The following is a 21,514-nucleotide window of genomic DNA, read 5'->3' on the forward strand; positions in this document are numbered from 1 at the left end:
CACGCCGCCGTGCGCCCCGCCTAGGCTGGGCGCATGGCGCGCACCGGTGAGGACCGGATCTGGACGGTCCCGAACGTCCTCAGCATGGTGCGCCTCGCCCTGGTGCCGGTGTTCCTCGTGCTCGTGGTCCTCGGCGAGGACGCGCTCGCGCTCCTGACCCTCGTGGTCTCGAGCCTCACCGACTACCTCGACGGCTGGATCGCGCGCCGCTTCGACCAGATGACGCGCCTCGGCCGCGTCCTTGATCCGGCCGCCGACCGCCTCTACATCTTCGCCACCGTCCTGGGCCTCGCGGCCCGCGGACTGGTGCCCTGGTGGCTGGTCGCCGTGCTGCTCGCCCGCGACCTGATGCTCGTGGTCCTGGCGGTCGTCCTGGCGAACAACGGCTACGGACCGCTTCCCGTGCACCACCTGGGGAAATTCGCGACCTTCTGCCTCTTCTACGCGCTCCCGCTGATCATGCTGGGGCAGGCGTTCCCGGCCCTCGCGCCCGCCTCGCTCCCCATCGCCTGGGCCTTCGCGCTGTGGGGCGCGTTCCTCTACTGGTGGGCCGGGATCGTCTACGCCGTCCAGACGCGGGACCTCGTCCTGGGGGTCCGCACAGGTGCTCAGGGGTCCGACGAGGGTCACGATTCGGATACGCTGACCTGATAGGAGGTACGTCTTGGTCGAGCCCGTCGGTGGAGCATCATCCGCCCAGCACAATTCCGTTCCCGGTGAGCCGTCGACGGAGACGACTCTGACGTTCACCGACGACATCGGTGCCCAGCTCGCCGCTCTCGACAACCGCGCGTCCCGCGAGGAGGCCGAGGCCGTCGGGGCTCTGCCCTCGGGATCCGCGCTGCTGGTCGTGCGCCGCGGACCGAACACCGGCGCCCGCTTTCTCCTCGACACCGACTCCACGACGGTCGGCCGTCACCCCGACGCGGGCATCTTCCTCGACGACGTCACGGTCTCGCGCCGGCACGCCGAGTTCGTCCGCCGCGGCACGGCGTTCGAGGTCCACGACCTCGGCTCCCTGAACGGCACCTACTTCGACGGGGTCCGGATCGAGTCCGCGATCCTCACCGACGGCTCCGAGGTGCAGGTCGGCAAGTTCCGACTCACCTTCTACGCGTCCCGCGCCGACCTCGTCGCCGCTCCGGACGCGTGAGCCGTGGGCCGCTCCTCCGCGCGCGCCCTCCCCACCGGCTCCGCCGCTCTGCTGAGCATCGGGCAGGTGCTGGCCAGGCTGACCAGTGAGTTCCCGGACGTCACCCCGTCCAAGCTGCGCTTCCTCGAGGAGCAGGGGCTCGTCTCGCCGGCCCGCACCGACTCCGGCTACCGCAAGTTCTCGGGCTCCGACGTCGAGCGGCTCCGGATGATCCTCGCTCTGCAGCGCGACCACTACCTCCCCCTCAAGGTCATCCGCGGATACCTCGACGACATCGACGCCGGACGCGAGCCCGCCCTGCCGGCCGGTGTCGGGGGTCCGAGCGCCTCGCTCCTCGGCCCCGCCACGCGGTTGACCCGCGAGGGCCTCGCGGCCGAGTCCGGTGCCACGCCCGCTCTCGTCCAGGAGGCCATCGCCGCCGGGCTCGTGCGGGGCGGGGACGTGTTCGGGGACGAGGCCGTGACGACGCTCAAGGCGCTCGTCGACCTCGGCCGATCCGGTATCGAGCCCCGCCATCTCCGACCGCTCCGCGTCGCCGTCGAGCGCGAGATGTCGCTCATCGAGAGCGTCGTCGCCTCCAGCGCCCGCCGCGGAGAGGCGTCCGGCTCCGCCGGCGCTGCCGAGAACGCGGTGGGGCTCGCGACCCAGCTGGGCACGATCCGCGGGGCGATGGTGCGCAGCGCCCTCTCGCGGATCGCCCGCTCGTGAGGGCCGCGCCGCCGGCCGTCGGGCGGCCCGTGCGACACGCCGCGGCGCCGAGGCCGATGTCGTTTACTCGGCCTGCGCCGGTCGGTACGGTAGGGAGCGCGTTCGGAGGATCCGGCGTCCGGATCCGAGAGGCACAGGGATGAGAGAAGTCAGCCGCGACGTCAGCGGCCAGCGCGACCTCGTCCTGTTCACCGACGGACTGCCCGAGCTCGACGCCGACGCGGGCTACCGCGGGGCCGTCGCGGCGCGCGCCGCGGGGATCACCTACCGGCAGCTCGACTACTGGGCGCGGACCGAGCTCGTCGAGCCCACCGTGCGCGGCGCGTCCGGCTCCGGCACGCAGCGCCTCTACGGCTTCCGCGACATCCTCGTGCTGAAGCTGGTCAAGCGCCTGCTCGACACCGGGATCTCGCTCCAGCAGATCCGCACGGCGGTCAACCAGCTCCGCGAGTCCGGGGTCGACGACCTCGCGCAGACGACCCTGATGAGCGACGGCGCGAGCGTCTACCTCTGCACCTCGAACGACGAGGTCATCGACCTGCTCAGCCGCGGCCAGGGCGTCTTCGGCATCGCCGTCGGCAAGGTCCTCCGCGAGGTCGAGTCGAGCCTCGTCGAGCTCGACCACCAGTCGGTCGACCCTGGCGACGAGCTCGCCCAGCGCCGCGCCTCCCGCCGCGTCGGCTGACCGCCCACCGCTCGCGGGTCGGCCGCTGCTCCGGGGACTCCCGGGTCTCCTCCGCGCTCTCAACTGGTCAGGAGCGGATCCGCCTGCAGCCGTGCTGTGCGAGCAACGGGCGCCACCCGAGTCTCACCGTGCTGGTCGAATGGCGGGCCCCGCCCGCGTGAACCGTCCGCCGGACGCGAGCTACCCGCCGATCACGCCCGCTCACCCTGCTGGTCCGATGACGGGCTCAGTCCGTGTCCCGCCCTGCGGATCCGACGACGGGCTCCGCCCTCGCATCGAGAGTCCGCGCTGAACTCCGACGCCGAGCGTCCACCGGCGCCGTCCCTGGCATTCCTCGAGCACCGAGCATCGCCCGCGTCCCGAGACCTCGAGCCGGAGAAGTCCGGCGGACCCGCCGGCCCTAGGTCGCGGCGGGGACCTGCTCGCCGATGCGTCCGGTGCGGATGACGCGGTCGAGCAGCAGGTCGAAGTTGTGCGCCATCTCCTGGGCGCTCTCCCCGGGCCAGACGTGGACGGGCTTCGCCGCGCCCTGCGCCTGCTGGAGGGAGGTGCGCTCCGGGAGCTGCGGGCTGAGCACGAGCGGTCCGAACATGTCGCGCAGCTCCTTGATCCGGAACTGGTGCTCCAGCGACTGGACGCGGGCGCGGTTGACGATGATGCCCAGCGGCTGGAGGCGCGGGCTGAGTCCGCGGCGGATCTCCTCGATCGCCCGGAGCGCCCGGTCGGCGGCGGCCACCGAGAACAGGCCCGGCTCCGTGACGACGGCGACGCGGTCGCTCGCGGCCCAGGCCGTGCGGGTCAGGGCGTTGAGCGAGGGGGCGCAATCGATCAGCACGAGGTCGTAGTCGGCCTCGACGCTCGCGAGGGCCTCCTCGAGCTTCCAGATGTCCCGGATGCTGGGGTGCGGCCCGTCGAAGTTGATCGCGGAGGGGCTGCCGATCAGCACGTCGATCGTGCCGTGGTGCTCCTTGGTCCAGCCGGAGGGGGCGATCGCCGAGCGGACGATCTTCTCCTTCGGCGACGTCAGGACGTCGGCGATGTTGAGGTGGCCGGCGACGTTGATGTCCATTCCGGTCGACACGTCGGACTGGGGATCGAGGTCGACGACCAGCGTTCGCAGGCCCTTCGAGAACGCCGCGGATGCAAGGCCGAGCGTCACCGTGGTCTTGCCGACGCCGCCCTTGAGGGAGCTCACGCTGAGTACATGCATGGCTGACTACTTTACGTTCCTCCGGGCGGCAGAACCTAACCGTTCGCTGCACGCGCCGTCCGCGCCGCCTCCGGAAGCGGCCGCACTAGCAGTCGGAGCGCGCTCCGACCAAGCCGCCCGGCGCGATCCGGGCCCGCCGGTACACTCGTCCTGAGCGGAAGGAGGCTCGTTCGCATGGATGAGCGCAACGACGAACAGCCCGACACCGGCACCGGTCCCACGCCGCGGACCGCCATGGACGCGGCTCGGGAATCGGGTCAGTACTCCCCGCGAGCGAGCGACACCGCTCCGACCCTCTTGCCCGACGGCGTGCGGATCACCCCGCCCGGCCCGCGGCGCCGCTCCACCGCCCCCGCTCCGGTCGAGGACGAGGACGCGATCGACGTCGGCCGCCTCGGCCTGCCGCCCTCGCGCTCGCACGCTCTCGTGCCCCCGGAGCCGAGTCCTGCTCCGACCCCCTCACCGGCTCCCGCTCACCCGTCCGGCGCGAACGGACCGGTCTCGGCGGGGATCCCCGCCCGAGCGGAGTCCGCCGAGAAGCCCGCGGCGTCCGAGTCCGCGGGGGAGCCCGCCGCCGTCCCCACGCGCCGCGACCGCCTCCGCGCCGAGTCCTCGAGCGCCGCTCCCGCCCCGTCCGCGCCGAGCGCCGCCGTCCCCGAGTCGGCGTCGATGCTCACCCCGGACAGGCTCCTGGAGGTCAACCGCAAGACCCGTCCCGCTCCCACGGGCGGCTGGCACCGCTTCCTCTACGGCCTGACCTTCCACACGGTCAACCTCGGCGACTCCGCGAAGGTGAAGGCGTGGAAGGCGATGGACGAGCGGATCGGTCGGCAGTTCGAGGGCGGCACCCGCTTCGTCCCGGTCATGACCCGCAAGGGCGGCGTCGGCAAGACCACGGTCACGACGCTCCTGGGCATGGCCCTCGCCGACGCGCGCGAGGACCGCATCATCGCGGTCGACGCGAACCCCGACCGCGGCACCCTGGCCGAGCGCGTCCCCAAGCAGACGCGGGCGACCGTCCGCGATGTCGTGAACCGCGCGGCCGGCGTGACCGGATTCACCGAGTTCTCGACGATGGTCTCCCGCGACGAGACCCGCCTCGACGTCCTCGCCTCCGACACCGACCCGCAGCTCTCCGAGGCCTTCGACGAGGACGACTACAACGTGGTCGCCGATCTGGTCGAGCGCTTCTACTCGATCATGCTCACCGACTGCGGCACGGGCATCGTGCACTCGGTGATGCGGCCCACGCTGCAGCGCGCCGACACAGTGGTGATCGTCTCGGGCGGCAGCGTCGACGAGGCCCGCCTGGCCTCCGAGACCCTCACCTGGCTGGACGCGAACGGCTACGGCGCCCTGGTGCGCAACGCGGTCGTCGCGCTCAACACGGCGACGCAGGGCACGAGCCTGGTGAAGCTGGAGGAGATCGAGTCGCACTTCCGCTCCCGCGTCCGCGACATCGTCCGCATCCCCTACGACCCGGTGCTCGCCGCCGGCTCCGTGGTGAAGTGGGAGCAGCTGCGCGAGGGCACGAAGGACGCCGCACGCCTGCTCGCCGCGCTCGTGGTCGAGGGCATGCCGGTCCGACGTGTCTGAGCCCCGGGGCTCCGGGGCAGCGTCCGCCGCGCACCAGGACCGCACCGACGGGCCCGACGCGTCCACCGACGCCTTCGACCTGATCGTCGTCGGGGCCGGCTCCGGCAACTCGGTCGTCGGTCCGGAGTTCGACGGCCTGCGGGTCGCGATCCTCGACGACGGGGAGTGGTTCGGCGGCACCTGCCTCAACGCCGGCTGCATCCCGACCAAGATGTTCGTCCACGTCGCCGACGTGGTCTCCGACGTCGACCAGGGCGGCCCGATCGGCGTCCACTCCCGCCTCCGCCGCCCCGAGTGGGCCGAGGTGCGCGACCGTGTGTTCGGCCGGATCGACGCGATCAGCGAGGGCGGTTTCGAGTACCGCGATCAGCGCTCCCCGAACGTGACCGTCCTCCGCGAGAGCTTCGGCTTCGAGTCGCTCGGAGACGGCGACCGCCCGCACGTCCTCGTCAGCGCCAGCGGTGCCCGCATCAGTGCTCCGCAGGTGGTCGTGGCCGCTGGCTCGCGGCCCAGGCCGCTCCTCGCCGCGTACGAGCCGGACCCCCGCATCCAGGACTCGTCCTCGGTCATGCGGCTCGACGAGCTCCCCGAGCGGATGCTGATCCTCGGCGGCGGCGCCGTGGCCGTCGAGTTCGCCCACGTCTTCTCCTCCTTCGGCACGGCCGTGACCGTCGCCGTCCGCGGCGACCGCCTCCTCCGCGCCCTCGACGAGGACGTCTCGCGCCGGTTCACCGGGATCGCCGCCGAGCGGTACACGGTGCTCACCGGAGTGAGCGCCGAGAGCGTCGACGCCCGCCCTGACGGGCTCCGCGTCGCCCTCAGCGACGGCACGACGGTCGAGACCGACCTGCTGCTCGTCGCGCTCGGCCGCGACCCCAACAGCGACACGGTCGCCGCCGCCTCCGTCGGGATCGATCTGCACGAGGACGGCCGGATCAGCGTCGACCCCGAGCAGCGCGTCCTCTCCGGCGGACGCCCCGTGCCCGGCCTCTTCGCCCTCGGCGACGTGTCGTCGCGCTGGCAGCTCAAGCACGTCGCCAACCACGAGGCGCGCCTCGTGGCGCACAACCTCCTGCACCCGGGCGAGCTGCTCTCCAACACCCTCTCGCCGGTGCCCGGCGCGATCTTCGCCCACCCGCAGATCGCCCACTTCGGGCTGACCGCGGCCGAAGCGCGGGACCAGGGCCTGGACGTCGTCACCGTCACCCAGGAGTACGGCTCCACCGCCTTCGGCTGGGCGCTCGAGGACGACTCCAGCGCCTGCCTCCTGGTCGTCGGCATCGACGGCGCCCTCCTCGGCGCGCACATCATCGGGCCGCAGGCCAGTATTCTCATTCAGCCGCTCGTCCAGGCCGCCAGCGCCGGCACCGGCATCCGCGGACTCGCCCGCAGCCAGTACTGGCCGCACCCCGCAGCGAGCGAAGTCGTCGAGAACGCCCTCCTGAGCGCGGAGGAGGCCCTGAGGGAGCGCACCACATGACCGAACGCCAGATCCGCATCTTCGGGGACCCGGTGCTGAAGACCCCGTCCACGACCATCGAGACGGTCGACGCCGGCGTCCGCGGCCTCGTCGAGGACCTCGTCGACAGCGTCCGACCGCCCGGACGCGCCGGCGTCGCAGCCCCCCAGATCGGCGTCAACCTCCGCGCCTTCAGCTACAACGTCGACGGCGTCATCGGGTACATCCTCAACCCCGAGATCATCGAGCTCAGCGGAGACCCGCAACCGGTCGACGAGGGCTGCCTCTCCGTCCCGAACCTCTGGTATCCCGCGATCCGCTACCCGCACGCGAAGGTCCGCGGCACCGACCTCGACGGCAACGAGATCGTCCTCGAAGGCGACGGCCTCATGGCCCAGGCCCTCCAGCACGAATGCGACCACCTCGACGGACGCCTCTACCTCGACCGCCTCTCCCAGGACGACCGCCGCGCCGCCATGAAGGCCGTCCGGGAATCCGACTGGTTCTGAGTTGGATTCCGAGCCGGTCCCTGCCCGGCCCGGCGCGGTCGGCTTGTCGAGGTGGGCGCGTTCCATGGAGCGTCGTGCGTTCCGCCGACGGGAAAGCGCTGGGACGCGCTTTCCCGGATACGGCTGTGTTGGTGGGGAGCCGGTCCTTGCCCGGCTCCACGCAGTCGGCCGCTCGAGGTGGGCGCGTTCCATGGAGCGTCGTGCGTTCCGCCGACGGTGAAGCGCTGGCACGCGCTTCACCGGATACGGCTGTGTTGAGGGGAGCCGGTCCTTGCCCGGCTCGGCGCGGTCGGCTTTTCGAGGTGGGCGCGTTCTGTGGAGCGTCGTGCGTTCCGCCGACGGGAAAGCGCTGGGACGCGCTTTCCCGGATACGGCTGTGTTGAGGGGATCTGGTCCCTGCCCGGCCCGGCGCGGTCGGCACCGCGACAGGGGCGCGTCGAGGAGAGCGTCGGGCGTTCTGCCGACGGGATAGAGCTGGGCGCGCTGTCCCGGAGGCGGCTGCGATCGGGACGGCCTGCTGGTGACGCGGGGAGAGCGCGGGGTCAGCGGAGGGAGATGCCCTCGGTGGCGGGGGCGGCGGAGTAGACGGCGGCGATGGTGTCGGCGAAGTCGGCGAGGATGACGTTGCGCTTGATGCTCATCTTCGGAGTCAGGTGACCGCTCGCCTCCGTGAACTCGGTCGGGAGGATCACGAACTTCCGGATCGACTCGGCGCGGGACACGCGCTCGTTCGCCGCGTCGACGGCCCGCTGCACCTCGGCCAGAACGACCGGGTTCACGGCCGCGTCCTCGAGTGAGAGGCCCTTGTCCTGCCCGTTGTTCGCGAGCCACGTCGGCAGCATCTCGGAGTCGAGCGTGACCAGAGCAGCGATGAACGGGCGCTGATCGCCGACGACGACGACCTGGCCGACCAGCGGGTTCGCGCGGATCGGATCCTCCAGCGCCGCCGGAGCGACGTTCTTGCCGCCGGCGGTGACGATGATCTCCTTCTTCCGCCCGGTGACGCGCAGGTACCCGTCCTCGTCCAGAGTTCCGAGGTCGCCCGTGCGGAACCACTCGCCGTCGAACGACTCGGCCGTCGCCGCCTCGTTGTTCCAGTAGCCGCCGAAGACGTCGATGCCGCGCACCTGGATCTCGCCGTCGCCCGCGATCCGGATCGAGACGCCGGGCATCGCCGGACCCACCGAGCCGATCTTGAAACGCTCGGTGCGGTTGACCGTGGCGGGCGCCGTCGTCTCCGTGAGGCCGTAGCCCTCGAGGATCTTGATGCCGAGGCTGTGGAAGAAGTGCCCGAGCCGGTCTCCCAGCGGCGCCGAGCCGGACACGGCGAAGCGGACGTTCCCGCCCATGGCGGTGCGCAGCTTCGAGTAGACGAGCCGGTCGAAGAGGAGGAACTGCAGCTTCAGAGCGAGCGGCACCGAGCCCGCCTCGAGCGCCATCGAGTGGGCGACGGCGACGTCGGCCGCGCGGCGGAAGATCTTCCCCTTCCCCCCGGCTTCGGCCTTCTGCTCGGCGGAGTTGTAGACCTTCTCGAACACGCGCGGCACGGCCAGGAGGAACGTCGGCTTGAAGGACGCGAGCGAGGGGAGCAGCTGCCTGGTGTCGGCCTGGTGCCCCACCTTCACCCCGCCGTGCACGCAGAGGATCGCGATGAAGCGGGCGAACACGTGCGCGGTGGTGATGAACAGCAGCGTCGACGCGCCGGGCTGGTGGATCAGCTCCGTCAGGGCGACCGCCGAGTTGCGGCTGAGCTCGACGAAGTTCGAGTGCCGGATGATGCAGCCCTTGGGGCGGCCGGTGGAGCCGGAGGTGTAGATGATCGTCGCGATGTCGGTGCCGGTCGCCATCGAGCGGCGGCGCTCGATCTCGGCGTCCGGCACGTCGACGCCGCGCGCGACGAGCTTGTCCAGATCGCCCAGCCCGATCTGCCAGGCGAGTCGGACCTCGGGAAGGTCGGCGCGGATCTCGTCGAAGCGGGCGAAGTGCTCGGGGGTCTCGACGATCACGGCGTGCGCGCCGGAGTCGGCGAGGTTCCACTGCACCTGCGCGGGGGAGGAGGTCTCGTACACCGGGACGAGGATCCCGCCGGCGAACCAGACGGCGAAGTCGATCAGCGTCCACTCGTAGCGCGTCTTGCAGATCAGCCCGACCTTCTCGCCCGGCTCGAGGCCGGCGGCGACGAAGCCCTTCGCGAGGGCCGTGACCTGGTCGAGGAACTCCTGCGCCGTCACATCGCGCCATCCGTCGCCGTCGGGCAGCGCGAAGAGCGGGCGATCGGGCGTCTCGCGGACGCGGTCCAGCAGGAGGGCGGTCGTGTTGGCCTGGGGATCGGCCGGAACCACCAGGGGGGAATCGAACTGGTCCACGGCAACTCCTTCGGTACCTGAATGAACGTCGTCTCCACCCTACCGGCGCGGCGCAAGCTGTGGATCCGTTCAGGGTAACGATCCAGCGGTGGCTCCGCGAGGAGGGCCGACACGCGTCGCCGGGTCTCGCCGCTGAGCCGCATCGGAGCGCTCGCGGTCACTACACTCGTCCTGGCCGCCGCTCAGGGCGGCCCGCCGACGCTGCCGCGCCGGTGGCGACGGGAAGGCGGTTCGCGTGCACGCGATCGGGATCGACATCGGCGGCACGAAGATCGCCGGAGCCCTGGTCGACGAGTTCGGGGGGATCCTCCGCGAGGACCGTCGGCCCACGCCCGCCGGGCACCCCGAGCTGATCGTCGACGTCGTGGTCGAGATGGTCGAGCATCTGCGCTCCGGCCTGCTCCCGGGAGACGTCTCCGCGGTCGGAGTCGCCGCCGCCGGCTTCATCGACGCCTCGCAGTCGATCGTCTACTACGCCCCGAACATCAACTGGCGCAACGAGCCCTTCCGCGAGAAGCTCTCGGCCCGCATCGACCTGCCGATCATCATCGAGAACGATGCGAACGCCGCCGGCTGGGCCGAGTTCCGCTACGGCTCGGGCCGCCTCGTCAGCGACATGCTGATGCTCACCATCGGCACCGGAGTGGGTGGCGCGATCGTCATCAACGACCGGCTCCTGCGCGGCGGCTTCGGCGCCGCGGCCGAGATCGGGCACATGCGCGTCGTCCCCGGAGGCCTGCCCTGCGGCTGCGGCGCCCGCGGCTGCATCGAGCAGTACGGCTCGGGCCGCGCGCTCCAGCGCTTCGCCGGCGAGCTGGCCGACGCGGGCGGGATCGGCCAGGGCATCGCCGACGCCCGCGCCCGCAACGGCGGCGAGCTGAACGGCCACCTCATCTCCGAGCTGATCACCGCCGGAGACCTCGGCGCCCTCGCGGCGCTGCGCCAGCTCGGCCACTGGCTGGGCGAGGCGGCGGCCAGCCTGAGCGCCGTCCTCGACCCGCAGATGTTCGTCATCGGCGGCGGAGTGGCGCAGGCGGGCGACCTCCTGCTGGACCCCATCCGCCAGGCCTACCTCGACAACCTCCCCGCCCGGGGCTACCACCCCGAGCCCGAGTTCCGCATCGCGGAGCTCGTCAACGACGCCGGAGTCGTGGGGGCCGCCGACCTGGCGCGCCTGCACGCGAGCTCCCTCTAGCGGCACCCGCCGCACCCGATCCGCCGCACCGCCGAGGAGCCCGATGTTCTACTGGTTCATGAAGCACATCGTCGCGGGCCCGCTCCTGAAGACGATCTTCCGGCCGTGGGTGGTCGGCGCCGACAAGGTGCCGCAGAACGGCGGCGTGATCCTCGCGAGCAACCACCTCTCCTTCATCGACTCCGTGATCCTCCCGCTGGTGATCGAGCGGAACATGGTCTTCCTCGCCAAGAGCGACTACTTCACCGGCAAGGGCCTCAAGGGCTGGGCGACGCGGACGTTCTTCACCGCCACGGGGATGCTGCCCATCGACCGCTCCGGTGGCAAGGCGTCGGAGGCCTCGCTCAACACGGGCCTCCGCGTCCTCGCGGGCGGCCACGCCCTGGGCATCTATCCCGAGGGCACGCGCAGCCCCGACGGCCGCATGTACCGCGGCCGCACCGGTGTCGCGCGCATGGTCCTCGAGGCCCGCGTGCCCGTCATCCCGGTCGCCATGATCGACACCGCGCGCATCATGCCCATCGGCAAGCGCCTGCCGAACCTGGGCCGCATCGGCATCGTCTTCGGGGAGCCGCTCGACTTCAGCCGCTTCGAGGGCATGGAGGGCGACCGGTTCATCCTCCGCTCGATCACCGACGAGATCATGTACGAGCTCCTCGCCCTGAGCGGCCAGGAGTACCTCGACGTCTACGCGACCTCGGTCAAGGAGAAGCGCGCGGCCCTCACCCGCTGAGCGCCCGCTCGATGCCGGGGCCCCCTCCCGGCCGAGCGCCCTGCCAGGCGATAAGCTCGTCAACCGCTGCCGTCCGTCCGGACGGCGGCCCTCCGCGCGCCGCTGGCGCCCGTCAGAACCGGGAACACCCTCGTGGTCATCGATCCGAACGAACCGTACGTCCTCGCCGCCCCCTCCGTGGTCGCCGGCCTGGACTATTGGCGCGAGCTCGAGATCAAGCAGCAGCCGCAGTGGCCCGATGCGGAGGCCGTGCGAGCGGCGTCCGCCGAGGTGGCCGCGCTCCCTCCGCTGGTGTTCGCCGGCGAGGTGGACCAGCTGCGCGAGCGTCTCGGAGCCGCGGCCCGCGGCGAGGCGTTCCTCCTGCAGGGCGGCGACTGCGCTGAGACCTTCGCCGGAGCGACCGCCGAGCAGATCCGGAACCGCGTCAAGACCGTGCTGCAGATGGCCGTCGTCCTGACCTACGGCGCGAGCATGCCCGTCATCAAGATGGGCCGGATGGCCGGCCAGTTCGCGAAGCCGCGCTCGAGCGATCTCGAGACCCGCGGCGACGTGACCCTGCCCGCCTACCGCGGCGACATCGTCAACGGCTACGACTTCACCCCGGAGTCCCGCGCCGCGGACCCGCGCCGCATCGTGCAGGGCTACCACACCGCCGCCTCGACGCTGAACCTCATCCGCGCCTTCACGCAGGGCGGATTCGCCGACCTGCGCCTCGTCCACTACTGGAACAAGGGCTTCACCGAGAACCCGCAGAACCAGCGCTACGAGCAGCTGGCCCGCGAGATCGACCGCGCGGTCAAGTTCATGGTGGCGTGCGGGGCCGACTTCGAGGGCATGAAGCGCACCGAGTTCTACACCGGCCACGAGGGCTTGCTGATGGACTACGAGCGCCCCATGACGCGCATCGACTCGCGGACCGGCACGCCGTACAACACCTCCAGCCACTTCATCTGGATCGGCGAGCGCACCCGCGAGCTCGACGGCGCGCACGTCGACTTCCTGTCGCGGGTGCGCAACCCGATCGGCGTGAAGCTCGGCCCGTCGACCACGCCCGAGACGATGCTCGAGCTGATCGACAAGCTCGACCCCGAGCGGGAGCCCGGTCGCCTCACCTTCATCACCCGCATGGGTGCCGGGAGGATCCGCGACGCCCTCCCGCCGCTGCTCGAGGCCGTCAAGCGGAGCGACGCCCTGCCGCTGTGGGTGACCGATCCGATGCACGGCAACGGGCTGACGACGCCGACCGGCTACAAGACCCGTCGCTTTGACGACGTGGTCGACGAGGTCAAGGGCTTCTTCGAGGCGCACCGCGCCGCGGGGACGCACCCGGGCGGCATCCACGTCGAGCTCACGGGCGACGACGTCACCGAGTGCCTCGGCGGCTCCGAGCACATCGACGAGGCGACGCTCGCCACGCGGTACGAGTCGGTCTGCGACCCGCGCCTCAACCACATGCAGTCCCTCGAGCTCGCGTTCCTCGTGGCGGAGGAGCTCCGGGGCCGCGCGATCTGATCCGACCCCGACCGCCGGTCGAGTCCTCGTTGAGGGCTCGACCGGCGGCGTCAGGTCGTGATGGTGATCGACAGCTGGATCGTCGTGCCGCGCTGCACGAGATCGCCGGCCTTGTTGGACTGGTTCGTGACCTTGGTCAGCTCGTTCGGCGCCGCGTCGATCAGCGGGCCGAGCGTCGTCAGGGAGTAGCTCCACGACAGGTCCGCCGCCTCGAGGGCCGCCTTCGCCTCGTCGCGGTTCATCCCCACGACGTTCGGCACGGCGACGGGCTCGGGCCCCTTCGACACGATGACCGAAACGGTGTCGCCGGTCACGGCGGGCGCCTCCGGGTTCGCCTGCGTGAGGACGACGCCCGCGGCCACGGTGTCGCTCCAGTCCTCGCCGCTGCGGTCGAGCGCGAGACCGGCCGCCTCCGCCTTCGCCGTCGCGTCGTCGATCGAGAGGCCGACGACGTTCGGGATCGGTCCGATACTCACCACCATCGCGATGGTGCTGGTCTCGGACATCGTCTCGGGCAGCGCCGATCCGTCCGGCAGCGAGGCGGAGACGACCACACCCGCGTCGACGTCGGCGTCGAAGATCTTCGAGACGTCGCCGACGGTGAAGGAGCCGCCCGTCACCGCGGCGGCAGCGTCGGCCTCCGAGAGGCCGGCGAGCGACGGGACCGGCAGCTGGCGCGGCCCGCTCGAGACGGTCAGCGTGATGACGGAGCCCTTGTGCACCCCCTGCCCGCCGGGCGGATCGGAGCTCACCACCGTCCCCGCGGGCACGGTGAGGTCGGGCGTCTCCTGCGGCTGCACCTCGAAGCCCTGCGCCTGCAGCTGGGCCGTCGCGTCCTGCTGCGACTGGCTGACGACGTCCGGGATCGACACGATCGCGCCGGGTCCCTCGCCGAACCACCAGGCCGTCCCGCCGCCGATGAGCGCCAGGAGGAGGACGACCACCGTGAGCAGGACGCCGCGGCGCCGTCGGACGCGGCGCCTGCTCGCGAGCCGGGCGACGGTGTCGTCGTCCTCGTCGACCACGAGCACCGCTCCGGGGGCCGGCGCCGGGTCGAAGACCGAGGTCTGCCCGGGCTCCGCCGTATCGAAGACGGCCGTCGCGGGCGCCGGATCGGCGACGGGCGCCGGGAGCGGGGTGACCGCCTGCGTGTCGCCGCGGCGGTCGCTCGGTGTGATGCCCATGAGTCGCTCGGCCTCGAGCAGCTGCGCGAGCATGACGCCGGCGTCGCGGGGCCGCATGTCCGGGTCGCGCTCGGTCGCCCAGAGGACGAGCTCGTCGAGCGAGGTGGGGACGGAGGCGACCGTCGCGCTGGGGTACGGGACGGAGTCGTTCGCGTGCTGGTACGCGATCTGCATCGGCTGCTCGCCCGTGAAGGGCTGCTCTCCGGTGAGCATCTCGTAGATCATGATCCCGATGGCGTAGATGTCGCTGCGGGTGTCGGCGGTGCCCCGCGTGACCAGCTCGGGGGAGAGGTAGGCGATCGTGCCGAGGAGGGCCTGGCCGGAGGCGGTGTTGGCGGAGGCGGCGCGCGCGAGGCCGAAGTCGCCGATCTTGATCCGGCCGTCGTCGGCGAGGAGCACGTTCTCGGGCTTGAGGTCGCGGTGGAGGATCCCGGCGCGGTGCGCGGCGGCGAGACCCGAGAGCACGGAGTGCATGATGTCGACGACCTGCTGGGCGGTCAGCCGGCCGCGCTCCTTGAGCAGGTCGCGCAGGGTGATCCCGGGGAGGTACTCCATCACCAGGTAGGCCATGTCCGAGTCCTGGCCCTGGTCGAAGACGCTGACCACGTTCGGGTGGGCGAGACGGGCGGCGGAGCGCGCCTCCTGGACGAAGCGGTTCTTGAACGTCGCGTCGTCGGAGAGGTGGCCGTGCATGACCTTCATCGCCACGCGGCGCTCGAGGCGCTGATCGTGCGCGAGGTAGACCGTCGCCATGCCGCCGCGGGCGATCCTCGAGCGCACCTCGTACCGGCCGTCGACGAGACGGCCGAGGAGAGGGTCGAGCTGGCTGGTGGTCACGCGACGAGTCTAGGCAAGACCCCCGGGGGAACCGGTGAGCGACGCCCGGGCGGCGCAGGACGGGCCCGACTCCTTCTCCGGACGCCCGCAGTTGGCGGCCCTCCGGGCTCGTGGCAGTCTTGACGCGTGACCGACTCGTCCGCTTCCCCCGCCACCTCGACCGATTCCGAGCTCGAGTGGCTGACCGTCCCCGACCTCGTGGAGCTGACCGGGCTCGGCGCCGGCCGGGTCCGCCGCCTCCTCGAGGAGCGCCACCTGCTCGGCACCCGCCGCGACGGCGTGCTGAAGGTCCCCGCCCTCTTCCTCCGCGACGGGGAGCCGATGAGCGAGATCCGCGGCACCGCGATCCTGCTCGCCGACTCCGGCTTCACCGACGACGAGGCGGTCGACTGGATGCTGACGGTCGAGGAGAGCCTGGGCACGAGCCCGATCGTCGCCCTCCGAGCCGGCCGCAAGGCCGAGGTCCGGCGGGTCGCCCAGGCCCTGGCCTGATCCCGCCCGTCCGCTCCTAGGAGGTGCGGACCGTGACCTGGGCGGCCAGCTCGCGCAGCTCCGCCACGCCCTCCGTGCGGAGCGGCGCGTCGGGGAGGACCGCGATCGCCACGGCCACCTCCTGGTCGATGCGCTCCTCGAGCCGCTCGAGGGCGCCGCTGCCCGCGATGATCTCCTGCGCCCGCGCGATGGACGCCGCGTCGGCGTCGCTCCGGCCCACGACCGCGTCGAGCTCGGCCCGCTCGCCCGGCGAGCACGCGCCGCGGGCGAGGCCGAGCAGCACGGTGCGCTTGCCCTCCCGCAGATCGTCGCCGGCCGGCTTGCCCGTCACTGCCGGGTCGCCGAAGACTCCGAGGACGTCGTCGCGCAGCTGGAAGGCGATCCCGACCGGGAGCCCGAAGCGGCGCAGGGCGTCCAGCTGCGCGTCGTCGCCGCCGGCGAGGGAGCCGCCGATCACCAGCGGCGCCTCGATGCTGTACTTCGCGCTCTTGTAGACCACCACCCGCTCCGCCCGCTGCAGGTGCTCGTGCTCGGGGTGCTGCACCCACGCGCTCTCCTCGAGGATGTCGAGGTACTGGCCCAGCGTGACCTCGGTGCGCATCAGGTTGAACTCCGCGCGCGCGCGCTCGGCTGCGACTCGATCCCCGAGCGACCACTCCGCCGCGGCGAAGATCTCGTCCGACCAGACCAGGAGGAGGTCGCCGAGGAGGATCGCGGAGGAGCGGCCGAACTCGTCGCGGTCGCCGGTCCAGCCGCCGTCGGCGTGGAAGGAGGAGAAGCGCCGGTGGGCCGCGGGAGCGCCGCGGCGGGTGTCGGAGTTGTCGATCACGTCGTCGTGGACAAGGGCGGCGGCGTGGAACAGCTCCAGCCCGGCGCCCACCCTCGCGATCGGATCGGAGCCGCTCGGATGGGCCTCGCTCGAGGTGCTCGACACCGCGTTCCAGCCCGCCTCGCAGAAGCGCGCGCGGAACCGCTTGCCCCCGCTGAGAAAGTCCCGCGAAAGGTCGCCGAGGGCGGAGACGTCCTCTCCTATGGAGCGCAGAATTGGCGTGCGCCCGGTGAGGAATTCATCGATTCGGAGCTGGACGCGATCGACCAGTCGAGAGCTGTGGTTCACCCGACCAGCCTATGCACCGAAGGTGCCTGGTGCCTGCGTCGGGCTCGGTCTACACTGAAGCGCCGCCCGACCGGTCGAGCCCAGACGCCGCCTATTCCGGTGCCGATCCCCGAAAGGGTCGACGCCGCACCCTGAAGGGGTCACGATGCCGCTTTCGGAACACGAGCAACGGCTCCTCGATGAGATGGAGCGGAACCTCTACCAGAACGACGCCGATTTCGTGGCGGCGGTCGGCAAGGGGCGCGGCGGCACCAACTACCGAGCCCTCGTGCTCGGCATCCTGCTCGGCATCCTCGGTCTCGCCGTGCTCGTCGCGGGCGTGGTCGTGCGCCAGCCCCTCGTCGGCATCCTCGGGTTCGCCTTCATGCTCGGCGGCGTGATCGTGGCCATGCGCCCGGCCGCCGGCGGCTCCGCCGAGCCCGGCCTGCCCGACGTCGGCCGTCCGTCGAAGCCCCGCTCGGGCAACCGCCAGGGGTCCGGCTTCATGGACCGACTGAACGACAGATGGGACAACCGCGGAGACGGGCGCGGCTAGCCCCCCCTCCGCTCCACCACAGGGTCGATCCTCACGGATCGGCCCTTTTTTCGTGCCCGCGGCCTCCCTCCCGCGGCCTTCCCCCTCCACTTCGCCCCACTGTCGCGATTCCTCGGAAACACGCGGATGACCGGGGCCTCTCCGGCGCGCCCAGCGCCGCGCCGGGGTTGTGAGTGGGGGGAAGTGGAGTACTGTGGAGGACACACCATCCTTGGCCGGAAGAAGTGGGGGGCAATCCGTGTTCCTCGGCACCTATTCCCCCAAGCTCGACGAGAAGGGCCGCGTGATCCTCCCCGCCAAGTTCCGCGACGAGCTCTCCTCCGGAGTCGTCGTCACGCGCGGCCAGGAGCGGTGCCTGTACGTGTTCAGCCAGGCCGAGTTCGAGGTGATGCACGAGAAGATCCGGCAGGCGCCGGTGACCAGCAAGCAGGCGCGGGACTTCCTCCGGGTGTTCCTCTCGGGCGCGAGCGCCGAGACGCCGGACAAGCAGAACCGCGTGACCCTCCCGGCTCCGCTGCGTGCGTACGCGGGCCTCGACCGCGACCTCACCGTCATCGGAGCGGGCAACCGCGCCGAGATCTGGGCGCAGGGCGCCTGGGAGACCTACCTGCAGGAGCAGGAGTCCGTGTTCTCCGACACCCAGGAGGAGGTGATCCCCGGCCTGTTCTAGGTCCTGTCGCGCGACTCCCAGCCACTCGGCGCCCGGACGCACCTTCCCCGGTGTCCGGACGCGAGGTGGATGGGGATCGGACGACAGGAACGGGAACGGCGGGACCGCCATGGCAGAGAACACTCCGAAGGGCGCTCCGCGCCCGACCGAGGAGCGGCACCTCCCGGTGCTGCTCGAGCGCTGCGTCGAGCTCCTGGCTCCGGCGCTGGAGCGCGACGGGGCGGTCGTCGTCGACGCGACGCTCGGCATGGGCGGGCACTCGCTCGCGCTGCTCGAGCGCTTCCCCGGCCTGCACCTCGTGGGCCTGGACCGCGACCCCGAGGCGCTGCAGCTCGCGGGGGAGCGGCTCTCCGCCCACGCCTCCAGGATCGACCTCGTGCACGCCGTCTACGACGAGCTGCCCGACGTGCTCGACGAGCTGGGCATCGACACGATCGACGGTGCGCTCTTCGACCTCGGCGTCTCCTCGCTCCAGCTCGACGAGACCGAGCGCGGGTTCTCCTACTCCAAGGACGCGCCGCTCGACATGCGGATGGACTCGACCGCCCCGCTCACGGCGGCGAGCATCATCGCCGACTACGACGAGACCGCCCTGCGCCGCATCTTCCACGAGTACGGCGAGGAGCGCCTCGCCGCGCGCTACGCCAAGAAGATCGTGGAGGCCCGTCGCGAGGCTCCGCTGGAGCGCTCCGGCCGTCTCGTCGAGATCATCCAGGCGGCGACCCCGGTCGCGATCCAGCGGAACGGCCACCCCGCCAAGCGCGTCTTCCAGGCGCTGCGGATCGAGGTCAACCAGGAGCTGTCCGTCCTCGAGCGGGCGATCCCCGCCGCCCTGGGCCGGATCAACGAGGGCGGGCGGATCGTCGTCGAGGCGTACCAGTCGCTCGAGGACCGGATCGTCAAGCGCGCGCTCCAGGCCGCGTCCTCCTCCACCGCCCCGGCCGGCCTCCCGATGGAGCTGCCGGAGCACCGACCCGAGTTCCGACTCGTCATCCGCGGAGCCGAGCTCGCCTCCGACGACGAGAAGGCCCGCAACCCCCGAGCGACACCCGTGCGTCTGCGCGCGGCCGAGAGGATCAGGAGCACCGCATGAGCGCCACCGCCGTCATCGACCCCGCCGTCATAGACACCGCCCGCCGAGCACGCCCCGAGGAGGAGGCGCCCCGCCCCCGCATCGAGGCCGTCCCGGCCGGTCAGGCGCAGTCGCGCCCGAAGCTCGTCTACGGGATCGTCGCCGTCGCCGGCCTCTTCGCGATCATCGTCGTCCAGCTCCTGGTGAGCGTCGGCCTCTCGCAGGGGGCCTACCAGATCTCGGCGCTGCAGACCGAGCAGAAGTCGCTCACCCGCAGCAACGCGGAGAAGCAGGACGCCGTCGACACGCTGAGCTCGCCGCAGAACCTCGCCACCGCCGCTCAGGGCCTGGGCATGGTCGCCAACACCGCGCCGGTCTACCTCCGCCTCTCGGATGGCGCCGTGCTGGGCGACCCCTCCTCCGCCGCGTCGAGCGAAGTCGCGGGCACCGCCTCCGCGCCGCTCGTGCCCAACGCCCTCGTCCCGGCTCTCCAGCCCGGCGCGAGCGCGTCCTCCCCGGCTGTCGACGGTGCGGCCGTACCGTTGCAGGGCGAGCTGCCCGCGCCCATCACGCACTGACGCACGGCGTCGCGGTCCGCCTCCGCGCGGGCACCCGCCCCGCGGGGCGCACGACGACCATCCGGACCCGACGAACGGCGGCCCGCCCGCCCGGAGCAAGAAGGACACCGCCGCAGTGAGACACCACCGCTCGAGCAGACGCCGCACGGCCGTCACGTTCGTCATCATCGTCGCCGTCGTCGGACTCTTCATCGGCAAGCTGGTGGACATCCAGATCGTGCGGGCGAACGAGCTCACCGATGCGGCCGCGCAGAACCAGTCGAACAGCGTCGTCACCTACGGCCAGCGCGGCCCCATCGTGGACCGCTCCGGGACGGTGCTCGCGGACACCACCACGCGCTACCGGCTGACGACCTCGCCGAAGAACGTGGCCGAGTTCCCGCGCGAGCTGGGCGAGGACCAGAAGGTCATGGTCAGCGTGCAGCAGGCCGCCTCCGAGATCGGCGCGATCACCGGGCAGTCGGTCGAGCAGATCACCGGAGCGGTGGACGCCGCGCTCGCGAAGGACGCGAAGGCCAACTACCTGATCCTCTCGGAGGGGCTCGACCTCGAGGCCTACCAGAAGCTCGTCGCGCTCGACATCCCGTGGACCTACTTCGAGACCCAGCAGGGACGCAGCTACCCCAACGGCGCGGTGGCCGGCAACCTCGTCGGCTACGTCGGGGCGGACGGAGCGGCCCAGGAGGGCATGGAGTACGCGGAGAACACCTGCCTCGCGGGGCAGAACGGGTCCGAGAGCTACGAGCGCAGCGCCGACTACGTCCGGATCCCGGGCAGCACCGTCTCGGAGACCCCGGCCGTCGACGGCGGGACGCTGAAGCTCACCATCGACTCCGACCTCCAGTACTACTCCCAGCAGGTCCTCTCGCAGCGCGTCGCCGAGGTCGGCGGCAGCTACGGGATCGTCGTGGTGCAGGAGGTCAAGACCGGCAAGCTGCTCGCCGTGGCCGAGACGCCGACCGTCGACCCCAACAACGTCGAGGCGAGCGCCTCCGCCGACCGCAGCTCGCGCGCGTTCCGCGCGCCGTTCGAGCCGGGCTCGACCTTCAAGCCGATGACGGCCGCGATGCTGATCGACCAGGGCCAGGCGGGCCCGACGACCCAGGTCGTCGTCCCGGACTCCTTCGAGAAGGACGGCGCCTCGTTCAGCGACGACTTCGCGCACACCCCGACGAACTACACGCTGACCGGCATCCTCAAGGACTCGTCGAACGTCGGCATCTCGATGCTCGGCTCCCGCCTGTCGGCCCAGACCCGCTACGACTACCTGCAGAAGTTCGGTCTCGGCACGCCCACCACGAGCGGCTTCCCCGGCGAGGAGGGCGGCCTGCTCGCCGACTACCAGGACTGGGACAACCAGACGAACTACACGACGATGTTCGGCCAGGGCGTCTCGGCGACCGCGGTGCAGGTCGCGAGCATCTACCAGACGCTCGGCAACGGCGGAGTGCGGCTCCCGTCGCAGCTGATCGACGGCTGCACCACGGCCGACGGCTCCGTCGTGGACGTCCCCGATGCGACGGGCACCCCGGTGGTGTCGAGCTCGGCCGCGAAGCAGGTCGTCGACATGCTGCAGACCCATTACAACGAGGGCTGGCTGGCGAACGACATCCATGTCGACGGCTACAACATCGCCACCAAGACCGGTACCGCGCAGCAGCCCGACGGGAAGGGCGGCTACTCGAAGAGCTACACCGTCTCGCTCGCCGGGCTCGCGCCGGCGGAGGACCCGGAGTACGTCGTGACGGTCACCATCGCCGATCCGGTTAAGATGAACACGTCCCAGGCGACGGCTCCCGTCTTCCAGCAGGTCATGACCCAGGTGCTCAAGACCAACCGGGTGGAGCCGTCCACGGTGCCGCCCGTCGAGTACCCGACGACGTGGTGAGCCCCGCCGGGACCA

At 71.6% G+C, this 21,514-nt stretch carries 20 protein-coding genes; 16 read left to right on the forward strand and 4 right to left on the reverse strand.

All coding sequences use genetic code 11. The annotated features are described in order from the left end of the window. The first annotated feature begins 33 nt into the window (after positions 1–33). The 4 genes from C5B95_RS10320 to C5B95_RS10335 all read left to right on the forward strand — a co-directional run bounded on the left by C5B95_RS10320 (position 34) and on the right by C5B95_RS10335 (position 2,546). Entirely contained in the window at positions 34–651 is a 618-nt protein-coding gene (locus C5B95_RS10320) for a CDP-alcohol phosphatidyltransferase family protein (protein WP_104222572.1), read from the forward strand. 13 nt (positions 652–664) lie between these two features. Beyond that, entirely contained in the window at positions 665–1,153 is a 489-nt protein-coding gene (locus tag C5B95_RS10325) for an FHA domain-containing protein (RefSeq protein WP_104222573.1), read from the forward strand. A gap of 3 nt (positions 1,154–1,156) precedes the next feature. Next, on the forward strand, positions 1,157–1,861 hold the full coding sequence (locus C5B95_RS10330) for a MerR family transcriptional regulator (protein WP_104222574.1): 705 nt from the start codon (positions 1,157–1,159) through the stop codon (positions 1,859–1,861). 139 nt (positions 1,862–2,000) lie between these two features. Beyond that, complete coding sequence (locus C5B95_RS10335; protein WP_104222575.1) at positions 2,001–2,546, forward strand: MerR family transcriptional regulator; 546 nt, start codon at positions 2,001–2,003, stop codon at positions 2,544–2,546. Between the two features lie 400 nt (positions 2,547–2,946). On the opposite strand, the gene C5B95_RS10340 is transcribed toward C5B95_RS10335, so the two are convergent. After that, positions 2,947–3,756 (reverse strand): ParA family protein, encoded by an 810-nt coding sequence (locus tag C5B95_RS10340; protein ID WP_104222576.1) that lies wholly within the window; start codon positions 3,754–3,756, stop codon positions 2,947–2,949. 174 nt (positions 3,757–3,930) lie between these two features. On the opposite strand from C5B95_RS10340, the gene C5B95_RS10345 reads away from it, so the two are divergent. Genes C5B95_RS10345 through def form a run of 3 tightly spaced genes read left to right on the forward strand, consistent with a single transcriptional unit; the run spans position 3,931 to position 7,320 of the window. Continuing rightward, positions 3,931–5,352, forward strand: a complete 1,422-nt coding sequence (locus C5B95_RS10345) for a MinD/ParA family protein (RefSeq protein ID WP_258059940.1) — start codon at positions 3,931–3,933, stop codon at positions 5,350–5,352. Further along, positions 5,345–6,832 carry a mycothione reductase gene (locus tag C5B95_RS10350; RefSeq protein ID WP_104349096.1) on the forward strand — a complete coding sequence of 496 codons (1,488 nt, stop codon included), beginning with the start codon at positions 5,345–5,347 and terminating at the stop codon, positions 6,830–6,832. Before C5B95_RS10345 ends, C5B95_RS10350 begins: the two co-directional genes overlap by 8 nt. Continuing rightward, entirely contained in the window at positions 6,829–7,320 is a 492-nt protein-coding gene (gene def / locus C5B95_RS10355; protein WP_104222578.1) for a peptide deformylase, read from the forward strand. Before C5B95_RS10350 ends, def begins: the two co-directional genes overlap by 4 nt. A 542-nt stretch (positions 7,321–7,862) precedes the next feature. On the opposite strand, the gene C5B95_RS10360 is transcribed toward def, so the two are convergent. After that, a complete protein-coding gene (locus C5B95_RS10360) occupies positions 7,863–9,686 on the reverse strand; it encodes a long-chain fatty acid--CoA ligase (RefSeq protein WP_104349097.1) in 1,824 nt (607 codons plus the stop codon). A gap of 235 nt (positions 9,687–9,921) precedes the next feature. Between C5B95_RS10360 and C5B95_RS10365 the strand changes: the two genes are divergently transcribed. The 3 genes from C5B95_RS10365 (at position 9,922) to C5B95_RS10375 (ending at position 13,126) form a co-directional block, all read left to right on the forward strand. Further along, entirely contained in the window at positions 9,922–10,881 is a 960-nt protein-coding gene (locus C5B95_RS10365) for an ROK family glucokinase (protein ID WP_104222580.1), read from the forward strand. A gap of 43 nt (positions 10,882–10,924) precedes the next feature. Beyond that, positions 10,925–11,614 (forward strand): 1-acyl-sn-glycerol-3-phosphate acyltransferase, encoded by a 690-nt coding sequence (locus tag C5B95_RS10370; protein WP_104349098.1) that lies wholly within the window; start codon positions 10,925–10,927, stop codon positions 11,612–11,614. Between the two features lie 177 nt (positions 11,615–11,791). Next, positions 11,792–13,126, forward strand: a complete 1,335-nt coding sequence (locus C5B95_RS10375; RefSeq protein WP_104222617.1) for a class II 3-deoxy-7-phosphoheptulonate synthase — start codon at positions 11,792–11,794, stop codon at positions 13,124–13,126. A gap of 50 nt (positions 13,127–13,176) precedes the next feature. Here C5B95_RS10375 and pknB read toward each other — a convergent pair whose 3' ends face one another. Next, a complete protein-coding gene (gene pknB / locus C5B95_RS10380) occupies positions 13,177–15,147 on the reverse strand; it encodes a Stk1 family PASTA domain-containing Ser/Thr kinase (RefSeq protein ID WP_104349099.1) in 1,971 nt (656 codons plus the stop codon). A 126-nt stretch (positions 15,148–15,273) separates the two neighbouring features. On the opposite strand from pknB, the gene C5B95_RS10385 reads away from it, so the two are divergent. After that, positions 15,274–15,639 (forward strand): Rv2175c family DNA-binding protein, encoded by a 366-nt coding sequence (locus C5B95_RS10385; RefSeq protein ID WP_104222583.1) that lies wholly within the window; start codon positions 15,274–15,276, stop codon positions 15,637–15,639. 16 nt (positions 15,640–15,655) lie between these two features. Here the strand turns inward: C5B95_RS10385 and C5B95_RS10390 are convergent, their stop codons facing one another. Continuing rightward, positions 15,656–16,756 (reverse strand): polyprenyl synthetase family protein, encoded by a 1,101-nt coding sequence (locus tag C5B95_RS10390; RefSeq protein WP_104349100.1) that lies wholly within the window; start codon positions 16,754–16,756, stop codon positions 15,656–15,658. 145 nt (positions 16,757–16,901) lie between these two features. Here C5B95_RS10390 and C5B95_RS10395 point away from each other — a divergent pair, with 145 nt between their 5' ends. The 5 genes from C5B95_RS10395 to C5B95_RS10410 all read left to right on the forward strand — a co-directional run bounded on the left by C5B95_RS10395 (position 16,902) and on the right by C5B95_RS10410 (position 21,499). Next, the gene (locus C5B95_RS10395) at positions 16,902–17,291 is read left to right on the forward strand and encodes a DUF3040 domain-containing protein (protein ID WP_104222585.1); all 390 of its coding nucleotides are present in this window, start codon (positions 16,902–16,904) and stop codon (positions 17,289–17,291) included. A gap of 238 nt (positions 17,292–17,529) precedes the next feature. Beyond that, complete coding sequence (gene mraZ, locus C5B95_RS10400; RefSeq protein ID WP_104222586.1) at positions 17,530–17,961, forward strand: division/cell wall cluster transcriptional repressor MraZ; 432 nt, start codon at positions 17,530–17,532, stop codon at positions 17,959–17,961. Positions 17,962–18,070: 109 nt separating this feature from the next. Continuing rightward, positions 18,071–19,054 (forward strand): 16S rRNA (cytosine(1402)-N(4))-methyltransferase RsmH, encoded by a 984-nt coding sequence (gene rsmH / locus C5B95_RS10405; RefSeq protein ID WP_104247146.1) that lies wholly within the window; start codon positions 18,071–18,073, stop codon positions 19,052–19,054. Next, positions 19,051–19,611 carry a hypothetical protein gene (locus C5B95_RS17910; RefSeq protein WP_104222588.1) on the forward strand — a complete coding sequence of 187 codons (561 nt, stop codon included), beginning with the start codon at positions 19,051–19,053 and terminating at the stop codon, positions 19,609–19,611. Before rsmH ends, C5B95_RS17910 begins: the two co-directional genes overlap by 4 nt. Before the next feature lie 115 nt (positions 19,612–19,726). After that, entirely contained in the window at positions 19,727–21,499 is a 1,773-nt protein-coding gene (locus tag C5B95_RS10410) for a penicillin-binding protein 2 (RefSeq protein ID WP_258059941.1), read from the forward strand. Positions 21,500–21,514: the final 15 nt, after the last annotated feature.

The organism is Rathayibacter sp. AY1A7, assembly GCF_002930845.1.
Classification (GTDB): domain Bacteria; phylum Actinomycetota; class Actinomycetes; order Actinomycetales; family Microbacteriaceae; genus Rathayibacter.

Excerpts from the sequence above, each read along its gene's own strand:
- C5B95_RS10320 (WP_104222572.1), top strand. The coding sequence starts at position 34 with ATGGCGCGCACCGGTGAGGACCGGATCTGGACGGTCCCGAACGTCCTC.
- C5B95_RS10335 (WP_104222575.1), top strand. The coding sequence starts at position 2,001 with ATGAGAGAAGTCAGCCGCGACGTCAGCGGCCAGCGCGACCTCGTCCTG.
- C5B95_RS10340 (WP_104222576.1), bottom strand. The coding sequence starts at position 3,756 with ATGCATGTACTCAGCGTGAGCTCCCTCAAGGGCGGCGTCGGCAAGACC.
- C5B95_RS10345 (WP_258059940.1), top strand. The coding sequence starts at position 3,931 with ATGGATGAGCGCAACGACGAACAGCCCGACACCGGCACCGGTCCCACG.
- def (WP_104222578.1), top strand. The coding sequence starts at position 6,829 with ATGACCGAACGCCAGATCCGCATCTTCGGGGACCCGGTGCTGAAGACC.
- C5B95_RS10370 (WP_104349098.1), top strand. The coding sequence starts at position 10,925 with ATGTTCTACTGGTTCATGAAGCACATCGTCGCGGGCCCGCTCCTGAAG.
- C5B95_RS10395 (WP_104222585.1), top strand. The coding sequence starts at position 16,902 with ATGCCGCTTTCGGAACACGAGCAACGGCTCCTCGATGAGATGGAGCGG.
- rsmH (WP_104247146.1), top strand. The coding sequence starts at position 18,071 with ATGGCAGAGAACACTCCGAAGGGCGCTCCGCGCCCGACCGAGGAGCGG.
- C5B95_RS17910 (WP_104222588.1), top strand. The coding sequence starts at position 19,051 with ATGAGCGCCACCGCCGTCATCGACCCCGCCGTCATAGACACCGCCCGC.